The organism is Streptomyces sp. NPDC018000 (assembly GCF_044328025.1).
Taxonomy (GTDB): Bacteria; Actinomycetota; Actinomycetes; order Streptomycetales; family Streptomycetaceae; genus Streptomyces.
Genome location: NZ_JBIRGM010000014.1, coordinates 1 through 26,076, shown reverse-complemented (window position 1 = coordinate 26,076; position 26,076 = coordinate 1). Strand labels below are relative to the sequence as shown.

The following is a 26,076-nucleotide window of genomic DNA, read 5'->3' as shown; positions in this document are numbered from 1 at the left end:
CGGGGACTTTTCAGGGACTTTCATGTCTGTCTCAGGGAGATTTCAGGGACATTCCACCGCGTAAGCAGGGAAGGCCCTGACAGCGCTGAAAGTTACAAACGCGCTGGTCAGGGCCCGTTTCCCTAGTGCTCGATGATGTTGACCGCCAGTCCGCCCCGCGCCTTCTCCTTGTACTTCACGGACATGTCGTGTCATAGGGCGGGGTGTGTGCGGTGGGGTTGTCATCCTCCTACTCGAAATCCCCGGCGACGTCAAAACGTATGCCGATTGGATCATTCATCTGCCGATAGCAGAGAAGCTGTGGGCACCGTGACGCGATGACAGATTGGGTGGCTATGCCTGCGGAATTTATGGACGCCAAGGCGACGGCGGAGTACCTGAACATGTCGATCTCCTGGGTGTACCGTGACGCCCCCGCTCTCGGGCTCGTTCCGTACAAGTTTGGACGCGGCCGCAACGCCAAGATCCAGTTCAAGGTTTCCGAGGTGACGGCCTGGGTTCGGCAGCAGAAGATGCAGTGATCAGGTGGAGGTTCTGGAGCGGTGGCTGCCGTTCGCGCGCCGGTGTTGCGTGAAGTTGGTCCGTTGGCTGGATGCGGCCAGGCAAGGCGAAGCCCTTCTGGACCATTGGCCCAGAACATTGGACTTCATTTGAACCACTAGCCGCTCAGGTGCTGAGATAGGGCTGTCAATGGCGCTGCGGGTTCCCCCGGGATCTCTGCGGCGCCTTTCTCATGTCTGCGCTGGTCTATGCGTGAAAGGGGCGGGGTAACTTGCTGAAGAGGGCGTTCGTTGCACACGATCCGGGGCGGATGCGGCTGCGGTTCGCGTCCCGGGCTGTGCTCGGCATCGGGCTCGCCGTCGCGTTGTGCGGTGCGGCCGGGCACTCACTGGTGGCGGCCATCGCTGGTGGCCTGGCCGCGCTGCTCGCACTGTTCACGGTGAACGACCCGACGGTGCGTGGGCAGGCGATCACGACCGTGCTCCTTCCCGTCGTCGGCCTCCCAGTGCTCACGCTCGCCGCCGCGCTGCACGATGTGCCCGTCGCACGCGACCTGGCGTTCCTCGCCGTCGTGGGGGTGGGGGTGTACGCGCGGCGCTGGGGACCTCGCGGGCACTCGTTGGGCGTGTTCGGCTTCATGGCCTATTTCTCTGCCCAGTTCCTGCACACCGTGCCCGGCCAGCTGCCCGAGCTGTACGCGGCCGTGCTGCTGTCGCTCATCGCGTCGTCGGCGGTGCGGTTCGGGGTGTGGTGCTATGAGCGGCGGCTCGCGGTACCGGTGGCAGTCGCTTTCCCTGCCGAGGCAGCGGGGCTCGGTCGGATTACGACGCGGCAGGCCGTGCAAGCGGCCTTGGGGGCGGGGTTCGCGCTCGCTGTGGGGCAGGTGCTCTCCGATCAGCGTTGGTACTGGGCGGTCGGCGCCACCTGGTGGGTGTTCGTGGCCACGACCTCGCGAGGCGAGGTCGTCGTGCGCGGGTTCAGACGCTTCTTGGGGACGGTGCTCGGGATCGGGTTGGGCTTCGCCGTGGCTGTGCCGCTGCACCATGAGCCGGTCGTGGCCACCGTGGTGGTGGCGATGAGCGTGTTCGGGATCTTCTATACCGCCGCTGTCTCCTATACCTGGATGATGCTGGCCGTGACCGTGATGGCGAGCATGCTGTACGGGTTGCTCGGCGTGCTCGACGCGGACCTGCTTGTGCTGCGGGTGGCTGAGACGGCGGTCGGGGCGCTCGGTGCCGTACTGGCGGTGCTGTTCGTGCTGCCGGTAACCACGCACGCGGTGACTGAGGCGTGGGTGGAGCGGGCGCTGCGGTGCGTGCACACGTGCACGGCGGAGGCCGCTGCCCGGCTCGCCGGGAGCGAGGACGCCGACCCGCCCCAGTGCGTCGCCGAACTGGAGGCGATCCTCGGCCGGGTGCGCTTGTCGCTAGCGCCGCTGGTGCATCCGCTCAACCCGATGAAGGCCCGCAAGCGACGGGCGCGGCAGGTGCTCGCATTGCTCGACGACTGCGCACGCGAGGTGCGCGGCCTGGCCTCCGTCGCTGCTGATCCGGAGGCCTCGCACGACGTCCGGCTCGCCGCAGCCTGCTGGCGTGTGGAGGCTGCTGTCGAGGCCCTCACTGATGCGCCGACCGTCGGGCGGGACCTCCGACTCGGCAACGCGACGACTACGGAGCCTGCGGGCGTCGAACCGGTGCTCGCCCACCTTGCCCACCTCCATGCGCTGGAGCGGGCCCTGCTTGAACTTGCCGTTCCCCTGCGGAGGCCCAGCCAAATCCCGGCCGGCGCTTGAGCCGTCTCGCGCGGCGAGATCGTCGAGCACCACCCGACCCAGTGCTGCTCGGCCTCTGACATCCGGGTCGGGACGAGCACGATGGTGCGATTGCCTTCCTGATAGACGGAGACCGCCGTGCTGCGCCGGGTGCCTGAGGAATTCGACCGCGCCGCGCGCGACGTTGTCGCACGTGCGACACGCTTCGCCACCCAGCTCCTGCAGGGCTGTGCGGCACGTAGATCAGATACCCGTGTCGAGTAGCCTCGCGGCCCTGCCGATGGAGGACGGCATGAGGTGGCGGTAAATGCGATACGTCACCTCGATGGACTTGTGGCCCATCCACTCCGCAACATCCGTGATCGGAATAGTCCCGCCGCGTCCGCCATCACTGATCGGCATCCCCATCGGCCTGGCCGTCCTCATTCCGCTGCACGGTGCTGCCGTGCCCAGTGCGGCCGTCGTCGCGATCGCCGTCTTCGGGATCTTCTACACCGCTGCGGTCTCGTACACCTGGATGGTGTTCTCCGTGACGGTGATGGCCGGGACGCTCTACGGACTCCTCGGCACGCTCGACCCGGCCCTGCTCATGCTGCGGCTCACCGAGACCGGTGCCGGAGCGCTCGGTGCGATGCTCGCGGTGCTCCTCGTGCTGCCGGTCACCACACACGCCACGACCGACGCATGGATCCAGCGGGCCTTGCGCTGCGTGCACGCCTGCACCGCGGAAGCCGCTGCGCGACTTGCCGGTTCGACGACCGCCGACCCGGCGCCCCGAATCGCAGAGCTGGAGGCGCTCCTCGGGCGGGTGCGGATGTCCCTGGCCCCGCTGGTGCATCCGCTGAGCCCACTGCGCGCCCGCAAGGCCCGCGCAGGACAGGTACTCGCTCTGCTGGACACATGCGCACGGGAGGTGCGGGGGCTGGCCTCGGTGGCCGCAGACCCGGAAGCATCCCACGACGCCCGCCTCGCTGCCGCCTGCTGGCGCGTCGAAGCTTCCCTGGAGGCGCTGACGGCTCCGGATCTGCCGTACAGGGCGGGCGTGCCGAGCATCCCGCCGCACCAGGCCGTCGCAGAACCCGCGCTCACCCACCTGCACGGGCTGGAGCGGGCACTCGCCGAACTCGCCGCACCGCTGCACAGCGATCCGCGCGCCCCGTTGATCGGTGCGTGAATCGCCCCCGCAGCGCCGGCCGGCAACCGAGGTCTTGGTCTAGACCTCGGCGGGTCGACTGCTACCGTCGCCCGGGAAGATCACGAGGTACGGACGGTCGTGGTCAGCCGGCGGAGAGGGGCAGTGCGGTGACGAGAAGTGCGGTGGTCAGCGACAACGGCGCAGGACGCGCATTCATCGGGTCGTTCACCTCGGCGGGCGGGCAGGGAATCACCGCCGCTGCCGTGGATCAGGAGACCGGCGCCCTGACTGTCCTCGGCTCGACGGACACCGTCCCCGATCCCTCGTATCTCGCCCTGGGTCACGGACCGGGTCCGGGCGGCAGGGCGCTCTACGCGGTCAGCGAGACCGAGCGCGGTACGGCCGCCGCACTCGACATCACCGGCGATGTGCCGCAGCCGATCGGCGAGATCCGACCGGTGGAAGGCAATGGTCCGACCCATCTCGCGCTCGCGGGCGGTCATGTGCTCACAGCCAACTACGGCTCCGGCAGCGTCACCGCTCTGCCCGTGCAGAAGGACGGTTCTCTCGGCGTCGTCACCGCCGTGCTCCGGCACGAGGGCAGCGGTCCGGACGCCGACCGTCAGCAGGGTCCGCACGCCCACCAGGTGCTGCCGGACCCGTCGGGGAACTGGGTGCTCAGCGTGGACCTCGGGACCGACTCCGTACGGATCTGCGCGCTCGACACGACCACCGGAGCGCTGCGGCTGCACGGCGAGACGGCCCTGCGGCCGGGCACGGGCCCACGTCACCTGGCTTTCCACCCTGCGGGCAGCCACGTCTACATCCTGAACGAACTCGAACCGACCGTCACCGCATGCAGGTGGGACGCCGCCACGGGAGTCCTGGAACCGGTCGCTGAGACGTCCGTGCTGCCCGAGGAATCGGCGCATGGCGGGGACACGGTGATCTACCCGTCCGAGGTGGTCGTCTCGCACGACGGACGGTTCCTCTGGACCGCCAACCGCGGGCACGACAGCATCTCCGTTCTCGCGCTCGACGCAGCGGGCGAGACAGCAACGGTGGTCACGACCGTGGACTGCGGCGGACACTGGCCGCGTGATCTCGCGCTCGACCCCACCGGCCGACGGCTGTACGCGGCCAATGAGCGGTCCGGGAACGTCAGTTGGTTCGCCGTCGATCCGGCGACCGGCATCCCGCGCCGCACGGGCTCGCTGGAGGTCCCTGCCGCGTCCTGCGTGATCTTCGCCTGACATCACGACACGCACAGCCGAATCGCCGGGTGGGCCGGAAGGATCAAGCCCGCCCGGCGATCGACGGCATACGGCTGCCGGGCGCACCCGGCACCGGGTCAGTGCGTCTGAGCACCCTGCGGCGTCGTCGGCGCGATACCGAGGGCCGTCATGTACTTCGACAGCACGAGCTTGCCGATCGCCGGGTACGCGCCGAGCGGCTCGGCCGTCGCACAGCCCGCCTCCTTCGCGGCGGCATCCAGCAGTCCCTCGGCCACCTCGGGGCCGACGAGGTACGGAGCCAGCGCGAGCTGCGCCGAGCCGGAGCCCGTGAGCTGCTCGGCGATCGACGCGACGGAACCCTCCACGTCGAGTGCGGCGGCCATCACCGGTACCGCGAGCCGGGCGGCCAGCAGCATCCCGGTGATGCCGGCGGCCTGTACGGCCTCCTCGCCACCCACCGTGGCCAGCACGATGCCATCGGCGGCCGTGGCCACCGTGAAGAGCCTGGCACGGTCGGCGCGGGCCAGACCGGCCTCGGAGAGCCGTACGTGCAGCGCCTCGGCGAGCAGCGGGTGCGGGCCGAGCGCATCGGTCAGCTCGACCTGCGTGCCGCTGTCCATCACGGCCTGCCGTATCCGCCGGATCAGGGCGCTGTCCGGCCCCGCGAGCAGCGGCACCACGACGGCGGACGGGCCCTCGGGCTCGGCGACCTCACGGCCCGCGGCCTGCGCCTGCTCGAAGCGCGCAATGCGCTCGGCGGCGCTGTGGGTGAGTACGGACGAAAGCTTCGGGTACTCGGCGTCGTCGCCGTCCAGGTAGCCGATCCGGGCATTGAGGCCGGGCAGCTCGGAACGGGCGATGCTGATCACCTCTTCGGCCAGGCTGCGCGTGGCCGAAGAGGGGGTACCGGGAACGGCGAGAATGAGCGCGGCAGCGCCCTCGGGTGCGACCACGGGCTCCGGGCGGCGGTGCCGTCCGGACTGGCGAGGTCGCGGCATTCGTACAGGCAGGCCGGAAGCGGGCCCAGTGGGGGTGCTCATGGCGCCGCATGCTACTGGTTTTGGGTGCCCCGCTGTTCGGGGAGGGCCCAGACAGGCGTTATCTGTCCGCTTATATCCGATGGGAGGCTTACTGGCTGACTGTCCTGTTCTGTTCTGTCGGCGACTATCCGTGATCCTGCCCACGCCCGTAACCGGGTACGCAGAGCAGGGTGGTATGGCGGGGCAGTCGCAGATCCCCCGCGGCCAACGCCTGAGCGATGGCCAGCGCACCGGTCAGCGGATCACCAGAACCGGGGATCGTCCGCGCATGCGGGAGCTGCCGGGACAATTCCTCTCGCAGCGGTACGAGCAGCGGTTCGCCCATCCGGAACAAGCCACCCGTCAGGGCCACTTCGCAGGGTTCGTCGTCGGCCCCGGCCTTCGGGCACACCGCTGCGGCCGCCTCCGCGATATGTCCGGCGGCCTCGCGCAGAATGCCCGCGGCGACCGGATCATGCCCCGCGCACGCGGCGACCTCGGGTGCGAACGAGGCCAGCACGGCCGGCCGGTCGGCACGCGGATACAGCAGTCCCGGCAGTTCCGGCGCCGGCCCGAACACCGCCTCCAGCCGGGCCAGCAGCGAGGCGGACCCGCCGCGCCGCCCGTCATGGGCGCGCATGCCCGCATCGAGCCCGGCCCGCCCGATCCAGGCGCCGCCGCCGCTGTCACCCAGCAGATGACCCCAGCCGTCGGCCCGTCGCCAGCTCGCCAGATCCGTACCCAGTGCGATCAGGCCCGTTCCACCCGCGACGACCGCCCCCGGGCGCTGGCCGACCGCACCCGCGTACGCGGTCACCGCATCGGCGGCGAGAGCCAGCCGGCGCACCCCGAGCGCGCTCTCCAGGGCTGAAGGCAGCTCGGCGCGCAGCTGTCCGCCGAGCGTCGCCATACCGGCGGCGCCGATTGCCGCGGTGGCGATACCGGAGCCGTCACCGCTGCCGTGCTGCTCCAGCAGCCGGCGGGCGGCGGGCAGCACCTGCTCCAGCAGATGGCCCGCATCGATCCCCGCAGGTCCTGTGCGTACCGGCTCGGCACAGACCGCCGTGCCCACCGGGGCGGACATGCCGACGGTGCCCAGCGCCACCCGCAGCCCGGAACCGCCCGAGTCCACACCGAGCGCGAACGGCCCCGATGCACCAGCCGTTGAATCCGTCTCCGTCTCCGTCTCCGCACCCGACCCCGCCGTCACGACAGCCTCCACCGGGCGCACCGAGTACCGCTGCCTTCCGGCCAACGCCTGCGTGACCTCATGGACCGGCTCCAGTAGGAAGAGGTGAGAAGAGGAATGACGGCGGCAGCCTATCCCGACTCCCCGGATACCGGACCAGGGCGGGGGAGTCCGGCCGCGGAAGCCGACACAGCGGCGGTGGGCGGGTTCAGTACGCCGGTAGAGTGATGTGTTGTGGCACCACGACCGTTGAACGAAGTAGTCGAGCCCGGTTGGGCCGAGGCGCTGGCACCTGTTGCCGGACGCGTCGCCGCGATGGGCGATTTCCTGCGAGCGGAGGTCGCAGCCGGCCGCACCTATCTGCCGGCAGGTGCGAACGTCCTGCGCGCATTCCAGCAACCCTTCGACGAGGTACGTGTCCTGATCGTCGGTCAGGACCCCTACCCGACACCGGGGATGGCCATGGGGCTGAGCTTCTCCGTGGCCCCCGACGTGCGTCAGCTGCCGGGCAGTCTGGAGAACATCTTCCGGGAGCTGCACACGGACCTTGGGCTCCCGCGACCGTCCAACGGCGATCTGACGCCGTGGACGCGCCAGGGCGTTCTGCTGCTGAACAGGGCGCTCACCACGGCGCCCCGTAAACCCGGTGCGCACCGTGGCAAGGGCTGGGAGGAAGTGACCGAGCAGGCCATCCGGGCCCTGGCCGCGCGTGGCAAGCCCCTGGTGTCCGTGCTGTGGGGGCGCGACGCCCGGAATCTGCGGCCGTTCCTCGACGGCTTCCCGGCGATCGAGTCCGCGCACCCCTCGCCCATGTCGGCGGACCGAGGTTTCTTCGGCTCGCGTCCGTTCAGCCGTACCAATGAACTCCTGCTCCGCCAGGGGGCCCAGCCGGTGGACTGGCAACTGCCGTAGACAGGACGATCGCCCCGGCATCGCGCCGGTCCCGGAATGACACCGGCTCCCTCTCGGGACCGGTGTCACGTCCTCGGAACACCTGCACGGCTTGTTACTTGTCCGCCGATGGTCACGGACCGACGACCGCCGCCCGGACGCAGAGGACATCGGGCAGGTGCGAGGCGAGCTGCTGCCAGCTGTCTCCGTCGTCCGCGCTCGCATACACCTCGCCATTGCGATTACCGAAGTAGACGCCCGCCGGGTCGGCGTCGTCCGTACAGAGCGCATCGCGCAGCACCGTGCCGTAATGCATCTCCTCGGGCAGGCCCGCCGACAGCGGCTCCCAGGTGTTGCCCGCATCGCCGGTCCGGAAGACCCGGCAGCGGTGCTCGGCAGGCACGCGGTCGGCATCGGCGTTGATCGGGAAGATGTACGCCGTGTCCGCGCGGTGCGGGTGCGCGGCTGCGGCGAAACCGAAATCGGAGGGCAGACCCCGGCCGATGTCCGTCCAACTGTCCCCGGAGTCGTCGCTCCGGAAAACTCCCCAGTGGTTCTGGAGGTAGAGCCGGTCGGGATCGACCGCGTCCCGGGCCACCTTGTGGACGCACTGGCCGAACTCCGGATTCGGGTCGGGGAGGAAGGCCGCCGACACTCCCTTGTTCGACGGAGTCCAGCTCGCACCGCCGTCCTTGGTGCGGAACACCCCGGCCGTGGAGACCGCGACCGTCACGGCCCGGGCATCCCTGGGGTCCGTGAGGATGGTGTGCAGACCCTCACCGCCCCCGCCCGGCACCCACTTCGAACGCGTCGGATGCTCCCACAGCGGGCGGACCAGCTCGAAGGACGCCCCGCCGTCGTCAGAACGGAACAGCGCCGCCGGCTCGGTCCCCGCGTATACGACATCGGGTGCCTCGGGGCCCGCCGGGTGCAGCTGCCAGACCCGCTCCAGCGATGCTTCGGTGAACTGCGGGAACTTCACTGCCGGTTGCTCTGGTTCGAACCATGTGCCGCCCAGGTCGTCGGAGCGGAAGACCGAGGGGCCCCAGTGCGCACTGTCCCCGCCGACCAGCAGTCGGGGGATCTGCCTGCGGGTGTCGATGGCGATCGAGTAGATCGCCTGGGCATTGAAATGCGGGCCGTCGAACTCCCACGCGCCATCGAGCCTGTGGCCGATGAAGAGTCCCTTGCGGGTGCCTACAGTGAGTAGTACGTCGGCCATGGCCGAACCTCCCGAAACGCCGTTGTGTCGGATAAGGACCAGTCTGCACCCCGGCACTGACAGTGACCCGCAGGGCAGCTCCGGACCCCGGGCCCTGTTCCATATCGATCGGCCGGTCCGGAGTCCATATGCTGAAATTCTGGGTGGTCGACTCCGGCGGTGGTGCTGCAGAACCTGGTCGTCGACACCGGCGGCCTCAACCCAGTTGTCTGGGCCGCCGGAGAGCCTCCCGCTGCACTGGGCCGAACGGTGCACCGGGCAAAAGGAGAGCAGAGCGATGACGAGTGGGATCGAGGACCGCGACGGACACGTTGCGATGCTGGAGGTGATCCCCGTTGGGGCGGGGGTCCAGGTCCGGGGCGTGGCACCGTCGGGAGAGCTCACTGTGATCTGTACCCCCGCCCGCGCGCGTGAACTGGCGGCGGCGCTCGCCCTCGCGGCGGACGACGCCGAGAGCGCGCAGTCGGCGGAGCCCGTCACCGTCAAGGCGCGCGAACTGTGTCGAGGGGATGTACGGGACGGCGACCGGGCCATGACGGTGGAGGGCGTCAGGGTCGACGGCACCACCGCCCATGTCACCTGGAAGTCGGGTGCCGGACGCAGCTGGACCCAGGGTTACGACGCGGACGCCGACATCGCGCTGAGGCGTCGCGGATAGCCCGCATACGCCGCTCAGCGGCGCGTGAGGCCCAGAGACCGTACGGCTGGCAAGGACCTCCAGGCCCACGGCGTCGACCTGCTGGACGTCTCCAGCGGCGGGAACTCCCATGGCGCCGGTATCGAGGCAGGGGGGTCAAGCATCGGACCCCCAGGCACATGAAAGCCCGAGGCTGGGTGGAACAGCGGCAATGGCGCGGCGAGTGTCAGATCCTACGTGATACCGATCGTCCCGAGCCGGTGGTCAGTGCTTCCGCTTTACAGGCGTGAACGGGCCGGTCTCGGGAGCTCCGAATGCTTCGATGACGGCCTTTGTGCCGGTCACTGAGCCGTCTCCCAGCTTTGGGCCCTTGTGAACGCATTCAGCCGTACTGGGCGTATTCGGGCGTTGCGGCAACGCGGCGAGGTGCCGTAGCTGTCGTTGTGCGCCCGCCGGGGACTGTGGGAGAGCCCTCGGCCTCACGATCCGCCCCGTTCGCCACCCTCCGCGGCACTCAGCAGCCCCGCCCAGTCCGGGATCTTCACCGGCCCTCGGCCCAGCGACCGGCCCAGCGCCGCTTCCGCCCGCTCGATGGAAAGCCAGCCGTCCCATTCCACCGGGCGCAGCCCCCATGCCCGCAGCGCGGCCACCGGATCGGGCGCCGACGGGCGCCCGGCGAGCAGCGTGGCGTCATCGAGCAACGATGCCACCGTCTCCTTCGCGCACGACCGGTTCGAACCGATCACTCCGGTCGGCCCCCGCTTGATCCACCCGGCGACGTACTCCCCGGGCGACGGCACCCCGTCCCGCAGCACCCGCCCCGCCAGATGCGGCACCGTCCCGCGCGCCCGGTCGAACGGCAGGCCGGGCAGTGGCAGCCCGCGGTAGCCGACGGCCCGCAGCACGAGCTGGGCGTCGATGTCCTCATAGGTACCGGCGTCGCGCACGCCCCCGCTGCCGTCCGGCACGGTACGGGCGAACCGCACGCCGGCCACCCGGCCGCCCCGCTCCAGCAGTTCGACGGGGCGCAGAAAGAACCGCAGGTGGATCATGCGCACCGGGTCTCCCGCCGCGCCCGCACCTGTGGCGCCCGCCGCGGCCCATCCGCGCAGGACCTCGACATTGCGCCGCGCCGCCGCCGTCAGGGTCGGCGCGTTCGGTGGTGAGGGCAGGGACGGCGTCAACCGGGGGGACGGATCGACGTACGCCGGGTCGAGGGCCAGCTCTGCCTCGTCCACCACCACCCGCGCCCGCGGCAGCGAGCCCAGCTCCCGCAGCTCCTTGGTGGTGAACCTGGCCTGGGAGGGGCCGCGCCTGCCCGCCATGTGGACCTCACGCAACCGGCTTCCGGCCAGCGCACCGAGCGCACCGTGCGGTACGTCGGTCGGGCGCAGCTCCTCCGCGCTCCGGGCGAGAATCCGCGCCACGTCCACCGCCACATTGCCGACCCCGATCACCACGGCCGAACGGGCCTGCAGCGCAAAGCTGTTGGCCGCTGCATCGGGGTGTGCGCTGTACCAGGAGACGAACTCGGTCGCGGAGCAGCTGCCGGGCAGGTCCTCGCCGGGGACGGCCAGGCCGCGGTCGGTCGCCGCCCCGACGCAGTACACGACCGCTTGGTAGAGCTCGCCGAGCCGTCCGGGTGGGACCCCGTCGCCGCCCACCTCGACATTGCCGAGGAAGGTGACCCGCTCGTGCTCCAGGACGGTCCGCAGGCTGCTCTGCAGCGACTTGATCTTCTCGTGGTCGGGGGCGACGCCGTAGCGCACCAGGCCGTACGGGCAGGGCAGCCGGTCCAGCACATGGACCCGCACATCGGGCACCCGGTCCTGTTCGACCAGGGCCTGGGCGGCGTAGACCCCGCTGGGACCGGAGCCGACGACGGCGACACGGAGCACGGCGCACCTCTTCCCGCAGGATGCCTCCAGCATGGCACCGGCGGCCGGGGAGAGGGAGAGGCGCGCCCGGGATGCGGTCAGGACGACAACGCGCGCATTCTGTCGATCTCCGCCGTCTGCTGGGCGACGACGTCCCCGGCCATCTCCTCGACCTGCACATTGTTCCCCTGCGAGAGCACTTCCGTCGCCATCGTGATCGCTCCCTGATGGTGGGCGATCATCAACTTCAGGAAGAGCTTGTCGAAGGCCGCGCCGTCCGCCGTCCGCAACTGTTCGAGCTGCGCAGGGGCCGCCATTCCGGGCATCGCCGAGTGATCGTGGCCGCTCTTGCGCTTCTCTCCGCCATTGTGTTTGAGCCATCCCTCCATGGCTCCGATCTCCGGCTTCTGGCCTGCGGTGATGCGCTCGGCGAGCCGCTCGACCGCTGCGGAGTCGGAGCGGGCGGGGACGAGACCCGTCAACTCCAGTGCCTGGGCGTGGTGTTGGATCATCATCTGCACATACCGGAAGTCGGCCGAGTTGGGGGTGTCGTCCCCGGCGGCCTTCGCGGCCTCCTCGGCGGACAGGGTCCGCGCGGGCTCGCCCGGTTTTCCGGGCGCCACGACCGAAGGCCCCCCGCCCGCCTGCGCCTTCGTGGGGTTGTCACCGCCTCCCTCATCGCATGCGCTCAGGGTGAGCACGGTGGACATGACGGCCACGGCGAGAACGGATCTGCGTACACACATGGTCCGACGGCGGATCAACAAGTGGACCTCCATTGCCATATGGGGTGGTTGCCAACCGTCCTAACACGCTTCTGCACGACAGTGATCAGAAACTTTCATTACGTCTCGGTTGCCATCTGTCGGGATAGCCGTGGGGGGACGATACTGCCGGGGTCCGTGAACCGTTCAACCACGTACGGATACATGGGAGGACGCAGTGATTTCGTTGCACACGAGCCCGGCGCGGCGCAGGCGCCTGGGTGTGGCCGTGGCAGCCGCCGGGCTGCTGGCCACGCTGCTGACGGCCGGCCCCGCGGCTGCGACGCCCGGCCCCGGTGACACGGCCACCGCCCGTACCGCCGTCTCCGCCGCCCAGGAAGCCGAAGCCGCGGCCGCCATCCGGAGCGGCGAGATACCCGGCGTGGACGAGATCGTCCACAGCAGCAACATCACCCATCTGGCCAACGTTCCGAAGGACGCGCTCAAGGGGCTGAACACGGACCTGGCCTTCCAGGGGAAGTACGCCTTCGCAGGAAACTACGACGGCTTCCGGATCTACGACATCAGCAATCCGAAGTCCCCGGAGACGGTCGCGCAGGTCCTGTGCCCCGGGTCGCAGAACGACGTCTCGGTTTCGGGAAACCTGCTCTTCCTGTCCACCGACTCCTCGCGCAGCGACAACTCCTGCACCAGCACCACTCAGCCCGCCACGGAGAAGTCCTCCTGGGAGGGCATGAAGGTCTTCGACATCAGCGACAAGCGCAACCCGAAGTATGTCGCCGCCGTCGAGACCGCCTGCGGATCGCACACCCACACGCTGGTCCCCGATCGCAAGAACGTCTACGTATACGTCTCCTCGTACTCGCCGAGCGAAAATTTCCCCGACTGCCGGCCGCCGCACGACGGGATCTCCGTCATCAAGGTGCCGCGCAAGGCACCCGAGAAGGCCGCGGTCGTGAACTTCCCGGTGCTCTTCCCGGACGGCGGCAACCCGGGCGCTCCCACAAACCCGGGCGTCTCCAAGACGACCGGGTGCCACGACATCACGGTGCTGCCCTCGAAGGACCTGGCCGCCGGTGCCTGCATGGGCGACGGTCTGCTGTTCTCCATCAAGGACCCGGAGAACCCGAAGATCATCGACCGGGTGCAGGACAATGTGAACTTCGCGTTCTGGCACTCCGCGACGTTCAACCAGAAGGCCGACAAGGTCGTCTTCACCGATGAACTCGGCGGCGGTGGCGCAGCCACCTGCAACGAGGAGGTCGGCCCGAAGCGCGGCGCCGACGGCATCTACGACATCGTAGGCAGGGGAGACCACCGCAAGCTGGTCTTCCGCAGCTACTTCAAGATCGACCGTCCGCAGGCCGACACGGAGGTCTGTGTCGCCCACAACGGTTCGATCATCCCGGTCGAGGGCCGCGACCTGATGGTCCAGGCCTGGTACCAGGGCGGAGTCTCGGTGTGGGACTTCACCAACTCCTCGAAGCCGAAGGAGATCGGCTACTTCGAGCGCGGCCCCGTCAGCACGGACGCGGTCACCACGGCCGGCCCCTGGTCGGCGTACTACTACAACGGCTACATCTACTCCAACGACATCGCCAAGGGCTTCGACGTCCTGAAGCTCGACGACCGGCGGACCGACCCGGCGAAGCGGGTGCGGCTGGACGAGCTCAATGTTCAGACGCAGCCGGACTACTTCGACCGCTGATCCGCCGGGTTCATCCGATCGGCCGACACCATCCTGCTCCACCGCGCACCGAGTGCGTCCCGCCGGGCGGATCCCCAGCCCGGCGGGACGCACTCGGCACCTGCGTCAGGCGGCGGTCCTGGCGCTTCCGCCGGTCGCCGCGGCCCATTCCACCAGCAGCCGCTGGTACTGCTCCTCGTCCTTCGGGGACAGGCAGCCGCCGGAGCGCTGCCACAGGTCACGAATCTCTTTGTTCACCACGGCGGCGGTACGCACGGAATCGGAGGAGCACGGAGAACGGGACATACGTACAGGCTAAGGCCCCGATGTGACAATCCGACCCATTGGGCGTCGAGGACATCTCTCACATGTCTCTCAGGCAACGCCCGGCAGCAGTCCCAGCATCCGCAGCCCATCGGGCCGCTCCTCCACCGGCAGATGCTGCACAAAGCGCACGTCACAGCCGAGCGCCGCCGCCCCGCCGTCGGCGCGCCGGTCGTCGCCGACCATCACCACATCCGTCGGATCCTGTCCTATATATGTGCAGGCCGTATGGAGGAGCTGTGTGTCCGGCTTCTGGACGCCGTACTTCGTAAAATCGAAGAGCACACCCTTGATCTGCATGGACGCGATCCTTCCCGGTTCAGGAGCGCCGTGGCAAGGCCGGTCCGCCGCGCCCCTCGTACCGGGCGAATCCGGCGATGGAGAACCCGACCAGGGCCGCTCCCAGCAGCCAGCCGCCCAGGACGTCGCTCAACCAGTGGACCCCCAGGTAGAGCCGAGTGATGCCCACTCCGATCACCGAAACCCAGGCCACCACCAGTGCTGTCCGCCACATCCAGGGACCCGTACCGCGCCGTCGCAGCAGCCAGAGCAGCAGAGCGCAGCTCACCATCGCCGTCATCGCGTGCCCGGAGGGAAACGCCGCGTAATGGGCGGAATCCACCGGGTCGGGCCACCGCGGCCGCTCCCGGCCGACCGCGGACTTCAGCCCCTGCTGCAGGAGAGTCGACAGCACGCTCGTCGCCGCCACCCACACCGCGAGTGCCCGTTCCGCGCGCCACCACAGCGCCACCACGGCCACCGCGATCAGGGCGCGCATGGTCCACGGATCCCACACCCAGTCGGTCAGGATCCGGTTCGCGTGGACGAGGCCGGGTTCGGCGACCGCCCTCCGGTGCAGGGCCTCCGCGACTGTACGGTCCAGCGTCATGAGGGGCGGCCAGCGCACGACGACCAGGATCAGCAGGACCAGGGCGGCAGAAGCACAGACCACGGCCATGCCGAAAGGTGTGACGCCGGAACGGATGCGGGCCGGTGGGGCGAGCGGAGGGGATGGCATGGGGTGATCTTCGCGGACGATCCGCGCATCCGGCTATCCCAGTGCGCTGAGTCCTGGAATGAATGCCACCAGAAGCGGAACCACCGGTACCAGGGTGGCCGCCGCGGTCAGCCGGAGCCGACGGCCGGCGGTGAGCCGCTCCACCGGGGTCAGCAGCCGGTTCACCCGCAGCGGCAGCTGAGCGTCCGGCGTCGGGCACGGGCCGAACACGCCACGGTCCTCGTTGAGTTCCACCAGGGCCAGAGCGATCGTCAGCCGTCCGAAGCGCCTCGATGCCACATCGTCCGCGGCCAGTTCGACCAGCCGGTGCATCTCGTCGCGGAAGGCCGCGAACATCGGCACCCGCGGAAACCCGATCGCGAGTGCGCCGGAACAGTGCAGCAGCCAGTCATGCCGGGCCTTCGCGTGTCCCTGCTCGTGAGCCAGCACCGCATCCAGCTGACGTCCCTTCAGGCGGCGAAGTGCGGTGGTCGTGATGACCAGTTGAGGTGCGGCGCCAGGCAGCCACCAGGCATCCGGACGCTCTCCCTCCAGCACGACGAGCCGGCCGCTGCCGGGCTCCTCCCCGGGCATCAGCGGGGAACGCACCAGCAATTCGGCGCGGCGCCGCCTGCGACGCACCTGGGCGCGGTGGATCTCCCGGGTCAGCATCGCCGCCGTCCACACCCCGCCGAGCGCCAGCAGCACGGCCATGGCAGCGGACCACCGCCCGTGCCCGCCCAGTGCATACGCCTCCACCACGGCACGCGGCGCCGGTGCGAACACATGCCCGCGCACCGCCTGCCAGGCCGCGGCCGCACTGAACGTCATGGAGAGCGCGAAGGAGAGCAGCACCCCGGCCACCACGCACTGCCAGACCCACAGCGCAACGACGGGCTCGCGCTCCAGCCACTGTGCCCGCGCCATCAGACGCGGAGTCACGACGGCAGTCAGGGCACCGAGCAGCAGCAGCGCGAGGGAGACCAACATGGCATCAGCCTATGAGTGGCGCGGTAGCCACGGGTATGGCTGTGCACGGCAAGTGATGCACGCCACGGTTTGGCCTGCCCCCTGTGTCACAGAGTGAGCAGCATGGCGAACATGCCGATCCCCATCATCAGCCGACAGGCGAGAGCCACCTCGGGCCATGCGCCCCAGCCGCCCCCGACCGCCCCCCCACCGCCGCCCGCCGCGGCGGCCACCGGTATCAACCGCGCCCCCGAACGCAGCACATACACCGCGTAGTATGCCAACAGCAGTCCGGTCAGCAGGGGGATGCCCGCGGCCGTCGCCGTGACATCGTGGCCCATGTGCCCGCCGTGCGCCCCTCCGCCGACCGGTGACATCGTCAGTGCCATGTAGACCATCGCCGACGACCCGACCAGATGGTGCAGATGGTGCCCGCTGTGCAGGGAGAACCACAGCGCGCGCAACGAGGCCGCGCCGAACAGCACTGCGTACACCGCCCACCCCCACACAGGCGGTGTCACGACGGCAGTCGGCACTGCCATGGCGGCCATGCCGAAGCCCATCAACGCCTCCGCACGCGCCGTCCTGCGCCCCTCCCCGGTCTCGCTGCGCGTGCGCAGCAGGCAGGACGCGCCCGTCATTCCGCACAGCGCCATGAGCAGCCAGCCGGAAACCGCCGGTCCGTGCACAGCGCACCTCCCCCTGGACGTACGGCGTCGGTCCCCTGAGAGCCTGTCGGGCGACCTCTGAGCGGGGGGACGCGGCGTGGCAAGCATGCTTCCGGCGTCGCCGAAATGGCCTAGTGCCGCGTCCGCTCTCCGATCGAAGGTCACCCGACAGGCTCTTAGTCGATGCCCGGGCCCGGGCCGTCGTACGCGGCGCACTGAGGTACACGGGGAGCGCGCGGAGGCGGTGTCTCCCGCCGCGCCGTGTGCTCCCGCCGGCTCTGTCAGCTGAGCGCGACGGACTCGGGGGCGTTCCCGCTGCCTGAGGACCGCGCCCATGGCGGCAATGCCGCCGCACCGGCACTTCTACGGCCGGTAGCGCAGTGGATGGCCCTCCGGCACTTCCACCATGACGATTCTGTGCCCGTCCGGATCGCGGATCCACATCTCGACAAGCCCCCACGGCTCGCGCACCGGCGGCCGCAGCACCTCGACGCCACCCGCCGACACCTCCTCATGCGCCGCCCGGACGTCCGCGACCTGCAGCCACATTTCGAGGCCGGGCACCGGCGGTGCGGTGGCGCGCCCGGAGACCTCCAGGAAGCCGCCGCCGAGGAAGTAGACCGTGCCCCGCTCGGGGCCGGTGCCGAACTCCCGGTAGACGGGCAGCCCGAGGGACTGGCCGTAGAAGATCCGTGACCGCTCGGGATCGGCCGGACGCAACAGGATCCGGCTGCTCAGCACATGAACCATGCGCCAGACTCTATGGGCTGTCCCGTAGCTGATCCGCCACGGATCACCGGACAGCCCTTAGGTCCGGAACACGCGGGCTACCCTGCTTCGGCACGGCCACACCAGAGAAACGGAGAGCCGCCACCATGGACATAGCTCCTGCCCAGGACTCGGGACAGCTGACCTTCCGCGACGCGGCCGACGCCGATGTGCCGGCACTCGTGACGCTGATCGAGTCGGCGTATCGCGGGGACTCCAGCCGGGCCGGATGGACCACCGAGGCGGACATCCTGCAGGGGCAGCGGACCGACCCGAACGGTGTCCGGGAGGTCGTCGAAGCGCCCGGCAGCCGAATGCTCGTGGTGGAGTGCGACGGTGCGCTCATCGCCTGCTGCCAGCTCGAACATCGCGGTGACGCCGCCTACTTCGGGATGTTCGCGGTCCGCCCCGAGTTGCAGGGAGCCGGTCTCGGCAAGGTGATCATCGCCGAGGCCGAGCGCACTGTCCGGGAGAGCTGGGGGGTGACCGAGATGCACATGACCGTGATCTCGGTGCGCGAGGAGCTGATCGCCTGGTACGAGCGCCGTGGCTACCGCCGTACGGGAAAGCTCAGCCCCTTCCCGTACGGCGACGACCGCTTCGGCGTTCCGCAGCGCGACGATCTCGCGTTCGAGCTGCTGATCAAGGGCCTCGTCTGACCGGGCCGGCCATCAAGCGGTGAAGCGGCCGGCGCGGCGGATCTCCGGGTAGTCGGTGGTCGCGCCGTCCAGCCGCAAGGCGCGTACCAGCCGCAGATGGTCCTGGGTGTTCACGACCCAGCCGATGACCTTCAGCCCTTCGGCGTGCGCCTGCTCGACCACCTCCAGGGTGAGGCGGCGGATATTCAGCGCCAGCGTCGCCGCACCCACCGCCTTCGCCCGGTCCACCACATCGCTCCGCCAGCGGCTCGCGATGAGCACGGTCCGCACCCCCGGCACCAGTTGGGCGATCTCGGCGACCGCTTCGTCGTGGAACGACGACACCTCGACCCGGTCGACGAGACCGCGTTGCAGCATCACTTCGGCCAGGGCGCGGGCCGCGGCCACATCCTTGATCTCCGCCTGCACGGGGGACCGTACGGCGTCGAGAACCTCTTCGAAGACCGGCACGCGCTCGCCCTGCCCGGCATCGAGTTCGCGCAGCTCGGACAGGGTCTTTTCGGCGATCGGACCGCTGCCGTCCGTCGTGCGGTCGACATCGGCGTCGTGCATGACGGCCAGTGCGCCGTCCTTGCTCAGATGAAGGTCCAATTCGATGGCGTCCATCCCGGCCCGTTCCGCATGGACGAACGACCGCAGGGTGTTCTCCGGCTCGACACCCATCACTCCGCGATGACCGATGGTGAAAAAAGACAAGGCAACTCGCTTCCGTCGACGGCGTCTTCCCGCGTGCGGCTCCTACCCACGAGGCGCCACGGCATTGCGGCAATTCGGCAGCCCGATGTTCCACCCCACGAGAGGGAACCACTCGTGTCACTCATGCGTGGGCGCGCCCTGCATGGCTTGACCGCTCATGCGTACGAGGCAGGGCAGGCCGGCGGCACTCACAGTGGGTCCGGCCGACGGAAGCGTTCGCAGAGAAGGCTCTGCGCAGGAAGAATCGCCGTGGCGCTGGGGGTCGGCAGAATAATCTTCTGAGGTCCACTTGTCCGAAGGAACCGTAAATGGATACGGTTGCTTGACGCGAGGTTCTCCTGTGGAGGAAGTGTTATGACGGAAATTCTTGTGCACGACGTCGCCGCAGGTGACAAAGCTACGGACCAACGGGTGGTCGATCAGCCTGCCTGGCCCGCGCTCAAGAATGCCGTGGAGGAGATCCGCCCCTGGCAGTCGAAGGACGGTTCCATCGACTTCGACGCCGAGGGTGCGCCGTCCCGGGCAGCCGCCCGGGCGACGCTGGACCGCGTGATCGCCGCGGTCGAGGAGCTCTCCCCGCTGCTTCCGCACGACGCCGCATACCACCGCGCGCTTGTCACGGACCTGCGTCGCTGGGCCACGGACGGCTTCGGCGTGCCGGACTTCCTCGACTCGCTGCTCGCCTTCCAGCCGGCCAAGGACCGCACCGACGGGCTTCAGCACCTGGTCGTTTTCGCGATGTACACACAGAACGGAAACCCGGACCGCAACCTCGAAGCGGTCGTGCTGCGGATGGTCTGGCCCGAGTGGCTGGCCGAGCTCGAAGCCACCCGCTACGACAACCCGCTGTTCTGCGGCATCACCTTCGAGGACTTCACCTCGGGCTACGACACCAACTCCGCGGTGCTCTTCCCGGAGACCGTCGCCGTGCGCGAGGCTCCCGAGCGCTTCAGCTGGGGCGGGATCTTCTGCGACCGCGAGGCCGCCCGCTTCCGCCGGGTCACCGAGGCGTCGGTCGATCTGCTCGGCGTCGAGCTGCCCGACGACATCCACGAGATGGTCGGCGACCAGCAGCGCTGTGAGCAGGCATTCGTGCTCTGGGACATGGTTCACGACCGCACCCACAGCCACGGCGACCTGCCGTTCGACCCCTTCATGATCAAGCAGCGCCAGCCGTTCTGGATGTACGGGCTCGAAGAGCTGCGCTGCGACCTCACCGCCTTCAAGGAGGCCGTGAAGCTGGAGGCCGACGGCTTCCCCCAGGGCCGCGATGTGCAGTACGCCGTGCTGTTCGACCGGATGTTCCGCTTCCCCGTCACCGGCGAGCGCGTCCGCAACTACGACGGCCTCGGCGGCCAGCTGCTCTTCGCGTACCTCCACAAGCACGACGTGATCCGCTGGACCGACAACACGCTGAGGATCGACTGGGACCGAGCCCCGCAGATCACCAACCAGCTCTGCACCGAGATCGAGAAGCTGTACCGAGACGGCATCGACCGCCCCAAGCTCGTCCACTGGTTCGCCGCCTACGACCTGGTCTCGACCTACCTCGCCCCGCACCCGGGCTCCCGCTGGGCCAAGGGCCCGGACGCGCTGGATCTCTCCCAGCCGCCGCGGAAGCTCGTCGACGACGTGCTTCCGGACGAGTTTCCCCTGAGCATGTTCTATGAGGCGCTCTCCAAGAAGCTGAAGAACGTGATCGCCTCGACCAAGGGGATCACCGCCGCGGATGCCGAGCGGGCAGCCGCGTGAGCGCCGGGTTTGAGGAGGCGGTGGTCATGAACGGAAACGGCAAGGGCAACGGGAGCGGTGCTCTCGAAGGTGCCGTGGTCGCGGTCGCCGGGGCCGCGGGCCCGGCCGGCCGGGCCACCTTGCTGAGGCTCGCCGAGGCCGGTGCGACCGTTGTCGCGTCCGACGCCGATGCCACCCGCCTGGCCGAGGCGGTCGACGCCGCGCGTTACGCCCACGGCGGCGCCACGGTCACTGGTGACACCGTCGATCTGCTGGACCTCGCTGCCGCCCGTGAATGGGCGGACAAGACGGAGAAGGAATTCGGCCGGATCGACGGCCTGGTCCACCTCGTCGGCGGCTGGCGCGGCAGCGCCACCTTCGCCGAGACCGACCTCGCCGACTGGAACTTGCTGGAGAAGCTGCTGATCCGCACGGTCCAGCACACCTCACTGGCCTTCCAGGAGGGTCTGCAGCGCAGCGACCGTGGCCGCTATGTGCTGATCAGTGCGGCCGGGGCGAGCAAGCCCACTGCGGGAAACGCAGCCTATGCCGCGTCGAAGGCGGCGGCCGAGGCCTGGACGCTCGCGCTCGCGGACTCCTTCCGTAAAGCGGGGGGCGACGCAGGTCCCAGGACCGCGGCTGCGATCCTGGTCGTCAAGGCACTGGTGCACGACGCGATGCGCGCCGAGCGCCCCAATGCGAAATTCGCGGGCTTCACCGACGTCAAGGAGCTGGCCGATGCCATCGTCGGCGTCTGGGACCGGCCCGCCCCGGAAGTGAACGGAAAGCGCCTGTGGCTGACCCCGCAACCGTAAAGACCGACGCGCGACGCCACCACGACCCGCAGGTACGCGGTTTCGCCAGTGATAACTACGCGGGCACGCACCCGGAGATCCTCGCGGCCATCGCCCTCGCCAACGGCGGTCACCAGATCGCCTACGGCGAGGACGACTACACCGAGCACCTCCAGCGCGTCATGCGCAGTCACTTCGGCCCGACCGCAGAAGCCTTTCCGGTCTTCAACGGAACCGGCGCCAACGTCGTCTCCCTCCAGGCGATGACCGACCGCTGGGGCGCGGTGATCTGCGCCGAGTCCGCCCACATCAACGTCGACGAGGGCGGCGCCCCGGAACGGGTGGGCGGCCTCAAGCTGCTCACCGTGCCCACCCCGGACGGCAAGCTCACGCCCGAGCTCATCGACCGGCAGGCGTACGGCTGGGACGACGAGCACCGTGCCATGCCGCAGGTCGTCTCGATCACCCAGAACACCGAGCTGGGCACGGTCTACACACCTGACGAGATCCGCGCCATCTGCGACCACGCGCATGGCCACGGCATGACGGTTCACCTGGACGGGGCCCGCATAGCCAACGCCGCGGCGTCGCTGGACGTACCGATGTGTACGTTCACCAACACCGTCGGCGTCGACGTCCTCTCCTTCGGCGGCACGAAGAACGGGGCGATCTTCGGCGAGGCCGTGGTCGTCCTGAACCCGGACGCCGTCCGCGCCATGAAGCACCTGCGCAAGCTGTCGATGCAGCTCGCCTCGAAGATGCGTTTTGTCTCCGTACAGCTGGAGGCCCTGCTTGCCGGAGACCTCTGGCTGCGCAACGCCCGGCACGCCAACGCGATGGCACAGCGCCTCGCGGAGGGCGTGCGTGCGGTGGACGGCGTGGAGATCCTCCACCCTGTCCAGGCCAACGCCGTTTTCGCCCGGCTGCCGCACGACGTGAGCGAGCGGCTGCAGAAGCGCTTCCGCTTCTACTTCTGGGACGAGGCCGCCGGTGATGTGCGCTGGATGTGCTCCTTCGACACCACGGAGGACGATGTCGACGCATTCGTCCTTGCGCTGAAGGAAGAGATGGCAAAGTAGCCAACTGAATAAGTATGCGGTCGATCGGAAAGTCATTGGCATCCGGTCGGCCGCTTACTTACACTCGGCGGTCATGGGGCTGATCCAGCACCGGGTGTCGATGCCCACTTCTCGCTCGGCGAGGAGCGGCTGGCGTGGCCCGTCCCTCCGGAGTTCAATGAAGTGGACTATCCAGTACTCTATACAGCACCGCATCCGGCGGTGCTGCGCGGCCTCCGGTCCGCCGAGGACCGCACGCAGCTGTGGCGCACTCTCCCTGCAGAGCTCTGAGATCCCGTCCCGAGGCAAGGCAGCCGATGACTCTGACGTTCACCGTCTCCGACGACGTACGCACCCTCGCCCCCAGCTTTACCCACCTCGCGGTCGAAGCGCGCGGCCTGGTCAATGGGCCCAGCAACGAAGACAGTTCGGCCCTGCTGGACGAGGCGGCCCGCCGCATGGCCGAGCGACTCGACGGCCGGGCCCCGCACCAGGACCCCCACCTCGCCGCCTGGCGCGACACCTACACCGCCTTCGGTGCCAAGCCCTCACGCACCCGCAACTCCGCCGAAGCCCTGGCCCGGCGCGCGCTCACCGACGCCGGGCTGCCGCGCATCAATCTCCTGGTCGACCTCTACAACGCAATCAGCGTCGCCCACCTGATCCCGGTCGGCGGTGAGGACACCGACCGCATCAACGGCACCATGCGGCTCGTGCGTTCCACCGGCCAGGAGCCTTTCCCCACTGTCGCCGGCGGTGAGGAGACCGTGGAGCACCCCGAGCCCGGCGAAGTCGTCTGGTGCGACGACGAGGGCGTCACCTGCCGTCGCTGGAACTGGCGACAGGGTGTGCGCACCCGGCTCACCGAGGAGTCCGTGAACGCGGTATTCCTGCTGGAGCGCCTCGTTCCCATGACGATCGGTGAACTCGAAGCCGCGGGCGCCGAACTTGCCGAGTGGCTGGAGAAGCTGAACCCCGGGGCGCGGATCACCGTCGGCACCCCGGAGTGATATTTCGGTCGTGGCCGTGAGCGGGCCGCGTCAGCTCTTCTCGCGCACCTCGGCGGGCGTCGGAGCCGTACCGCCGAGGTGCGAGGGCACCCACCAGGTGTCGCTCGCGTCCTTCGGGCGCACGGGATAGGCGCGCTGAGCCGCTTCGAGGAGCTCCTGGACCTGCTCCCGCAGCCGCCGGGTGATCGCGCCCGCGTACTGGTCGGTGGGGGCCGCCACCGGCTCGCCGACCCGGATCGTCACCGGGATGTGGTTGCGCTTGAGATTGCGCGGCCGGTCCTTGGTCCACAGCCGCTGCGTCCCCCACAGCGCCATCGGGATCAGCGGTACGCCGGCCTCCTGAGCCAGCCGGGCAGCGCCCGACTTGAAGCTCTTCAGCGTGAACGACTGCGAGATCGTGGCCTCGGGGAACACACCGACGATCTCGCCGGCACGCAGCGAGGCCAGAGCGTGCGCGTATGCGTCCTCGCCCTGCTTGCGGTCGACAGGGATGTGCTTCATGCCACGCATCAGCGGGCCCGAGACCTTGTGCCGGAAGACCGATTCCTTCGCCATGAAGCGGACGAGACGCTTCTGTGGCAGCGCCGCGAGCCCGGTGAAGATGAAGTCCAGATAGCTGATGTGGTTGCTGACCAGTACCGCGCCACCGGTCTTCGGGATGTGCTCGGAACCCTGAGTGTCGATCTTCAGGTCAAGCGCCTTGAACAACGTACGAGCGGCGCCAATGACCGGCCGATAGACGAGTTCTGCCATCTGGGGAAGACCCTTCTTCTGCGCCTGAGGAGGGGTCTCCCGGCGGAAGTTACGCAGCCGTAGGTTTTCGGCATTGCGCCGATCGTGCCCCATGCGCGACGCGGTGGCCAGTCTCCGAGGGCGCGGGCCGCGAGATTCTCGTCACGTGGAACCGACGGGAATGTCTCGGTGCCCGGTGGTGCTGACCTCTTGCGATGAGCTCTGACAGGAGGCCGAAGGTGCACGGACAGACACGCGAGGGAGCGCTGGACGCGGCCCAACTCGGCGTGGAATTGGGCGAGCGGGCAACTCTTGTGCAGTTCTCCAGTGCGTTCTGTCAGCCCTGCAGGGCCACCCGCCGCACTCTCGCAGAGGTGGCGCGCATGGTGGACGGCGTCGCCCATGTAGAGATCGACGCCGAGGCGCATCTCACTCTCGTGCGCGAGCTGGAGATCAGTCGGACGCCGACCGTACTGGTCCTCGACGCCACCGGCCGGATCGTCCGCCGGGCTGCCGGACAGCCGCGCACCGCCGATGTCGTCGCCGCACTGGGGCAGGTGATGTGACGGACAGTGACGTATCTCCCACATTACGGAACGCTCTTGACTGCATCGACCACGCATCGTCACTCTGACGCCATGCCGCCGAAACTCCTTCTCCATGGCCGGGTCCATGTGGATCCGGTCCGCAACGCGAGTGGGCGCTGTCCGGGTGTCTGAGCAACCACAGTCCCGTACGCCTCCTCCGCAGAAGGACATCTCCATGACGGCTTCGCCCGAGCTCGGTGCCTCCCGCACGGCATCCCCCGAACTCCTCCGCTCGGTCTTCCGGCAGCACGCCGCCGGTGTGGCAGTGATCACCGCCGCAGGTGACCGGCCGGTCGGCTTCACCGCAACATCTCTCAACTCCGTCGCCGCCGAGCCGCCGCTGATCTCCTTCGGTGTGGGGACCTCGTCCTCCAGCTGGCCGGTCGTGGCCGAGGCCGAGCACATCGGCATCCACATACTCGGTGAGCACCAGCAGGAGCTGGCCGCCACTTTTGCCCGTAGCGGCGCCGACCGGTTCGGCCCGTCCACCTATTGGCGCAGTGGGCCCGAAGGTGTGCCGGTGCTCGACGGCGTGCTGGCGTGGCTGGTCTGCCGCGTGGTGGCCAGGATCCCGGCGGGGGACCACCGGATCGTGATCGCGGAGGCCGTGGCCGGCGACCCGGTCGGAGGAGGTCGCCCACTCCTCTATCACCAGGGCCGATTCACCGCTCTGCGGGACTGAGGATTCCCAAGCGGCACATAGGCGCCGCACGTTGGCCAGATCACAGTTCCAAGCGCTTGCTCATGGGTGAAACACTGGGTGTACTGGCTAGTAATATTTCCTTCGGAGCATCGGTCGCCCCGACCGGAAACTGCCCCATCAGGCGCCTATGCTGCGTGCAACAAGGCAGCCCAGAAATGACGATGCAGTAGGAGAGCCGGCGTGAGCTTGAGGATCGTTGTCTGTGTGAAGTATGTGCCCGACGCCACTGGCGACCGGCACTTCGCTGATGATCTGACGCTGGACCGTGAGGATGTGGACGGTCTGCTGTCGGAGCTCGACGAGTACGCGGTGGAGCAGGCGCTGCAGATCGCGGAGGAGCGCCGGCAGGGTGGTGATGATGCGGAGGTCACCGTGCTGACGGTGGGTCCGGAGGATGCCAAGGACGCGTTGCGCAAGGCGTTGTCGATGGGTGCGGACAAGGCCGTTCATGTCGAGGACGATGATCTGCACGGCAGTGATGTGATGGGTAC

At 69.0% G+C, this 26,076-nt stretch carries 26 protein-coding genes and 3 pseudogenes; 15 read left to right on the top strand and 14 right to left on the bottom strand.

Annotated features, from left to right (window positions below):
- The first annotated feature begins 335 nt into the window (after positions 1-335).
- Together ACH4EW_RS24285 and ACH4EW_RS24280 are read left to right on the top strand one after the other, a co-directional pair.
- Positions 336-521: a hypothetical protein gene (locus ACH4EW_RS24285; RefSeq protein WP_398260182.1), complete on the top strand. Its 186-nt coding sequence runs from the start codon at positions 336-338 to the stop codon at positions 519-521.
- A gap of 251 nt (positions 522-772) precedes the next feature.
- Positions 773-2,293, top strand: a complete 1,521-nt coding sequence (locus tag ACH4EW_RS24280) for an FUSC family protein (RefSeq protein WP_398260180.1) — start codon at positions 773-775, stop codon at positions 2,291-2,293.
- A 222-nt stretch (positions 2,294-2,515) separates the two neighbouring features.
- On the opposite strand, the pseudogene ACH4EW_RS24275 reads toward ACH4EW_RS24280, so the two are convergent.
- Positions 2,516-2,641, bottom strand: a pseudogene (locus ACH4EW_RS24275) (site-specific integrase); the annotation flags it as partial.
- A 19-nt stretch (positions 2,642-2,660) separates the two neighbouring features.
- Between ACH4EW_RS24275 and ACH4EW_RS24270 the strand changes: the two are divergent.
- A pseudogene (locus ACH4EW_RS24270) lies at positions 2,661-3,446 on the top strand (FUSC family protein); the annotation flags it as partial.
- 143 nt (positions 3,447-3,589) lie between these two features.
- Complete coding sequence (locus ACH4EW_RS24265) at positions 3,590-4,660, top strand: lactonase family protein (protein WP_398260408.1); 1,071 nt, start codon at positions 3,590-3,592, stop codon at positions 4,658-4,660.
- Between the two features lie 98 nt (positions 4,661-4,758).
- Here ACH4EW_RS24265 and ACH4EW_RS24260 read toward each other — a convergent pair whose 3' ends face one another.
- On the bottom strand, positions 4,759-5,682 hold the full coding sequence (locus ACH4EW_RS24260) for a sirohydrochlorin chelatase (protein ID WP_398260178.1): 924 nt from the start codon (positions 5,680-5,682) through the stop codon (positions 4,759-4,761).
- 124 nt (positions 5,683-5,806) lie between these two features.
- Positions 5,807-6,871 (bottom strand): N-acetylglucosamine kinase, encoded by a 1,065-nt coding sequence (locus ACH4EW_RS24255; RefSeq protein WP_398260176.1) that lies wholly within the window; start codon positions 6,869-6,871, stop codon positions 5,807-5,809.
- Positions 6,872-7,084: 213 nt separating this feature from the next.
- On the opposite strand from ACH4EW_RS24255, the gene ACH4EW_RS24250 reads away from it, so the two are divergent.
- Positions 7,085-7,762 (top strand): uracil-DNA glycosylase, encoded by a 678-nt coding sequence (locus tag ACH4EW_RS24250; protein WP_398260174.1) that lies wholly within the window; start codon positions 7,085-7,087, stop codon positions 7,760-7,762.
- Between the two features lie 112 nt (positions 7,763-7,874).
- Here ACH4EW_RS24250 and ACH4EW_RS24245 read toward each other — a convergent pair whose 3' ends face one another.
- A complete protein-coding gene (locus ACH4EW_RS24245) occupies positions 7,875-8,963 on the bottom strand; it encodes a WD40/YVTN/BNR-like repeat-containing protein (protein ID WP_398260172.1) in 1,089 nt (362 codons plus the stop codon).
- Between the two features lie 277 nt (positions 8,964-9,240).
- On the opposite strand from ACH4EW_RS24245, the gene ACH4EW_RS24240 reads away from it, so the two are divergent.
- On the top strand, positions 9,241-9,621 hold the full coding sequence (locus ACH4EW_RS24240) for a hypothetical protein (RefSeq protein WP_398260170.1): 381 nt from the start codon (positions 9,241-9,243) through the stop codon (positions 9,619-9,621).
- Between the two features lie 458 nt (positions 9,622-10,079).
- On the opposite strand, the gene ACH4EW_RS24235 is transcribed toward ACH4EW_RS24240, so the two are convergent.
- Together ACH4EW_RS24235 and ACH4EW_RS24230 are read right to left on the bottom strand one after the other, a co-directional pair.
- Entirely contained in the window at positions 10,080-11,498 is a 1,419-nt protein-coding gene (locus tag ACH4EW_RS24235; protein WP_398260168.1) for an FAD-dependent oxidoreductase, read from the bottom strand.
- A gap of 77 nt (positions 11,499-11,575) precedes the next feature.
- Entirely contained in the window at positions 11,576-12,262 is a 687-nt protein-coding gene (locus tag ACH4EW_RS24230; protein ID WP_398260166.1) for a DUF305 domain-containing protein, read from the bottom strand.
- 157 nt (positions 12,263-12,419) lie between these two features.
- On the opposite strand from ACH4EW_RS24230, the gene ACH4EW_RS24225 reads away from it, so the two are divergent.
- Positions 12,420-13,910, top strand: a complete 1,491-nt coding sequence (locus ACH4EW_RS24225; protein WP_398260164.1) for an LVIVD repeat-containing protein — start codon at positions 12,420-12,422, stop codon at positions 13,908-13,910.
- A 105-nt stretch (positions 13,911-14,015) separates the two neighbouring features.
- On the opposite strand, the gene ACH4EW_RS24220 is transcribed toward ACH4EW_RS24225, so the two are convergent.
- The 6 genes and pseudogenes from ACH4EW_RS24220 to ACH4EW_RS24195 all read right to left on the bottom strand — a co-directional run bounded on the left by ACH4EW_RS24220 (position 14,016) and on the right by ACH4EW_RS24195 (position 17,597).
- Positions 14,016-14,195 (bottom strand): hypothetical protein, encoded by a 180-nt coding sequence (locus ACH4EW_RS24220; RefSeq protein WP_398260162.1) that lies wholly within the window; start codon positions 14,193-14,195, stop codon positions 14,016-14,018.
- Between the two features lie 69 nt (positions 14,196-14,264).
- Positions 14,265-14,480: pseudogene (locus tag ACH4EW_RS24215) on the bottom strand (HAD hydrolase-like protein); the annotation flags it as partial.
- 52 nt (positions 14,481-14,532) lie between these two features.
- Complete coding sequence (locus ACH4EW_RS24210) at positions 14,533-15,231, bottom strand: phosphatase PAP2 family protein (protein WP_398260160.1); 699 nt, start codon at positions 15,229-15,231, stop codon at positions 14,533-14,535.
- A gap of 33 nt (positions 15,232-15,264) precedes the next feature.
- Positions 15,265-16,200 carry a M56 family metallopeptidase gene (locus tag ACH4EW_RS24205; protein WP_398260158.1) on the bottom strand — a complete coding sequence of 312 codons (936 nt, stop codon included), beginning with the start codon at positions 16,198-16,200 and terminating at the stop codon, positions 15,265-15,267.
- Positions 16,201-16,286: 86 nt separating this feature from the next.
- Positions 16,287-16,868: a DUF5134 domain-containing protein gene (locus ACH4EW_RS24200; protein WP_398260156.1), complete on the bottom strand. Its 582-nt coding sequence runs from the start codon at positions 16,866-16,868 to the stop codon at positions 16,287-16,289.
- 342 nt (positions 16,869-17,210) lie between these two features.
- A complete protein-coding gene (locus ACH4EW_RS24195; RefSeq protein ID WP_398260154.1) occupies positions 17,211-17,597 on the bottom strand; it encodes a VOC family protein in 387 nt (128 codons plus the stop codon).
- 125 nt (positions 17,598-17,722) lie between these two features.
- Here ACH4EW_RS24195 and ACH4EW_RS24190 point away from each other — a divergent pair, with 125 nt between their 5' ends.
- Positions 17,723-18,274 carry a GNAT family N-acetyltransferase gene (locus tag ACH4EW_RS24190; RefSeq protein ID WP_398260152.1) on the top strand — a complete coding sequence of 184 codons (552 nt, stop codon included), beginning with the start codon at positions 17,723-17,725 and terminating at the stop codon, positions 18,272-18,274.
- A gap of 12 nt (positions 18,275-18,286) precedes the next feature.
- On the opposite strand, the gene ACH4EW_RS24185 is transcribed toward ACH4EW_RS24190, so the two are convergent.
- Positions 18,287-18,937: a glycerophosphodiester phosphodiesterase gene (locus ACH4EW_RS24185; protein WP_398260406.1), complete on the bottom strand. Its 651-nt coding sequence runs from the start codon at positions 18,935-18,937 to the stop codon at positions 18,287-18,289.
- A 387-nt stretch (positions 18,938-19,324) separates the two neighbouring features.
- Between ACH4EW_RS24185 and ACH4EW_RS24180 the strand changes: the two genes are divergently transcribed.
- The 4 genes from ACH4EW_RS24180 (at position 19,325) to ACH4EW_RS24165 (ending at position 23,563) form a co-directional block, all read left to right on the top strand.
- A complete protein-coding gene (locus tag ACH4EW_RS24180) occupies positions 19,325-20,722 on the top strand; it encodes a DUF6421 family protein (protein WP_398260150.1) in 1,398 nt (465 codons plus the stop codon).
- A 26-nt stretch (positions 20,723-20,748) separates the two neighbouring features.
- Positions 20,749-21,516 (top strand): SDR family NAD(P)-dependent oxidoreductase, encoded by a 768-nt coding sequence (locus tag ACH4EW_RS24175; RefSeq protein WP_398260148.1) that lies wholly within the window; start codon positions 20,749-20,751, stop codon positions 21,514-21,516.
- Entirely contained in the window at positions 21,495-22,574 is a 1,080-nt protein-coding gene (locus ACH4EW_RS24170; RefSeq protein ID WP_398260146.1) for a threonine aldolase family protein, read from the top strand. Before ACH4EW_RS24175 ends, ACH4EW_RS24170 begins: the two co-directional genes overlap by 22 nt.
- A 296-nt stretch (positions 22,575-22,870) precedes the next feature.
- Positions 22,871-23,563 carry a B3/4 domain-containing protein gene (locus ACH4EW_RS24165; protein WP_398260144.1) on the top strand — a complete coding sequence of 231 codons (693 nt, stop codon included), beginning with the start codon at positions 22,871-22,873 and terminating at the stop codon, positions 23,561-23,563.
- A gap of 30 nt (positions 23,564-23,593) precedes the next feature.
- On the opposite strand, the gene ACH4EW_RS24160 is transcribed toward ACH4EW_RS24165, so the two are convergent.
- A complete protein-coding gene (locus ACH4EW_RS24160; RefSeq protein WP_398260142.1) occupies positions 23,594-24,316 on the bottom strand; it encodes a lysophospholipid acyltransferase family protein in 723 nt (240 codons plus the stop codon).
- Between the two features lie 218 nt (positions 24,317-24,534).
- Here ACH4EW_RS24160 and ACH4EW_RS24155 point away from each other — a divergent pair, with 218 nt between their 5' ends.
- The 3 genes from ACH4EW_RS24155 to ACH4EW_RS24145 all read left to right on the top strand — a co-directional run.
- Positions 24,535-24,861, top strand: coding sequence for a TlpA family protein disulfide reductase (locus tag ACH4EW_RS24155; protein WP_398260140.1), 327 nt, complete (start codon positions 24,535-24,537; stop codon positions 24,859-24,861).
- 196 nt (positions 24,862-25,057) lie between these two features.
- Positions 25,058-25,564 (top strand): flavin reductase family protein, encoded by a 507-nt coding sequence (locus tag ACH4EW_RS24150; RefSeq protein WP_398260138.1) that lies wholly within the window; start codon positions 25,058-25,060, stop codon positions 25,562-25,564.
- Between the two features lie 201 nt (positions 25,565-25,765).
- On the top strand, positions 25,766-26,076 hold a 311-nt coding region (locus ACH4EW_RS24145), incomplete at its 3' end, for an electron transfer flavoprotein subunit beta/FixA family protein (RefSeq protein WP_398260136.1).

Coding starts and splice junctions, on each gene's coding strand:
- ACH4EW_RS24285 (WP_398260182.1), top strand. CDS start 336: ATGCCTGCGGAATTTATGGACGCCAAGGCGACGGCGGAGTACCTGAAC.
- ACH4EW_RS24260 (WP_398260178.1), bottom strand. CDS start 5,682: ATGAGCACCCCCACTGGGCCCGCTTCCGGCCTGCCTGTACGAATGCCG.
- ACH4EW_RS24245 (WP_398260172.1), bottom strand. CDS start 8,963: ATGGCCGACGTACTACTCACTGTAGGCACCCGCAAGGGACTCTTCATC.
- ACH4EW_RS24240 (WP_398260170.1), top strand. CDS start 9,241: ATGACGAGTGGGATCGAGGACCGCGACGGACACGTTGCGATGCTGGAG.
- ACH4EW_RS24230 (WP_398260166.1), bottom strand. CDS start 12,262: ATGGCAATGGAGGTCCACTTGTTGATCCGCCGTCGGACCATGTGTGTA.
- ACH4EW_RS24220 (WP_398260162.1), bottom strand. CDS start 14,195: ATGTCCCGTTCTCCGTGCTCCTCCGATTCCGTGCGTACCGCCGCCGTG.
- ACH4EW_RS24210 (WP_398260160.1), bottom strand. CDS start 15,231: ATGCCATCCCCTCCGCTCGCCCCACCGGCCCGCATCCGTTCCGGCGTC.
- ACH4EW_RS24205 (WP_398260158.1), bottom strand. CDS start 16,200: ATGTTGGTCTCCCTCGCGCTGCTGCTGCTCGGTGCCCTGACTGCCGTC.
- ACH4EW_RS24195 (WP_398260154.1), bottom strand. CDS start 17,597: ATGGTTCATGTGCTGAGCAGCCGGATCCTGTTGCGTCCGGCCGATCCC.
- ACH4EW_RS24190 (WP_398260152.1), top strand. CDS start 17,723: ATGGACATAGCTCCTGCCCAGGACTCGGGACAGCTGACCTTCCGCGAC.
- ACH4EW_RS24185 (WP_398260406.1), bottom strand. CDS start 18,937: ATGGGTGTCGAGCCGGAGAACACCCTGCGGTCGTTCGTCCATGCGGAA.
- ACH4EW_RS24180 (WP_398260150.1), top strand. CDS start 19,325: ATGACGGAAATTCTTGTGCACGACGTCGCCGCAGGTGACAAAGCTACG.
- ACH4EW_RS24175 (WP_398260148.1), top strand. CDS start 20,749: ATGAACGGAAACGGCAAGGGCAACGGGAGCGGTGCTCTCGAAGGTGCC.
- ACH4EW_RS24165 (WP_398260144.1), top strand. CDS start 22,871: ATGACTCTGACGTTCACCGTCTCCGACGACGTACGCACCCTCGCCCCC.
- ACH4EW_RS24160 (WP_398260142.1), bottom strand. CDS start 24,316: ATGGCAGAACTCGTCTATCGGCCGGTCATTGGCGCCGCTCGTACGTTG.
- ACH4EW_RS24150 (WP_398260138.1), top strand. CDS start 25,058: ATGACGGCTTCGCCCGAGCTCGGTGCCTCCCGCACGGCATCCCCCGAA.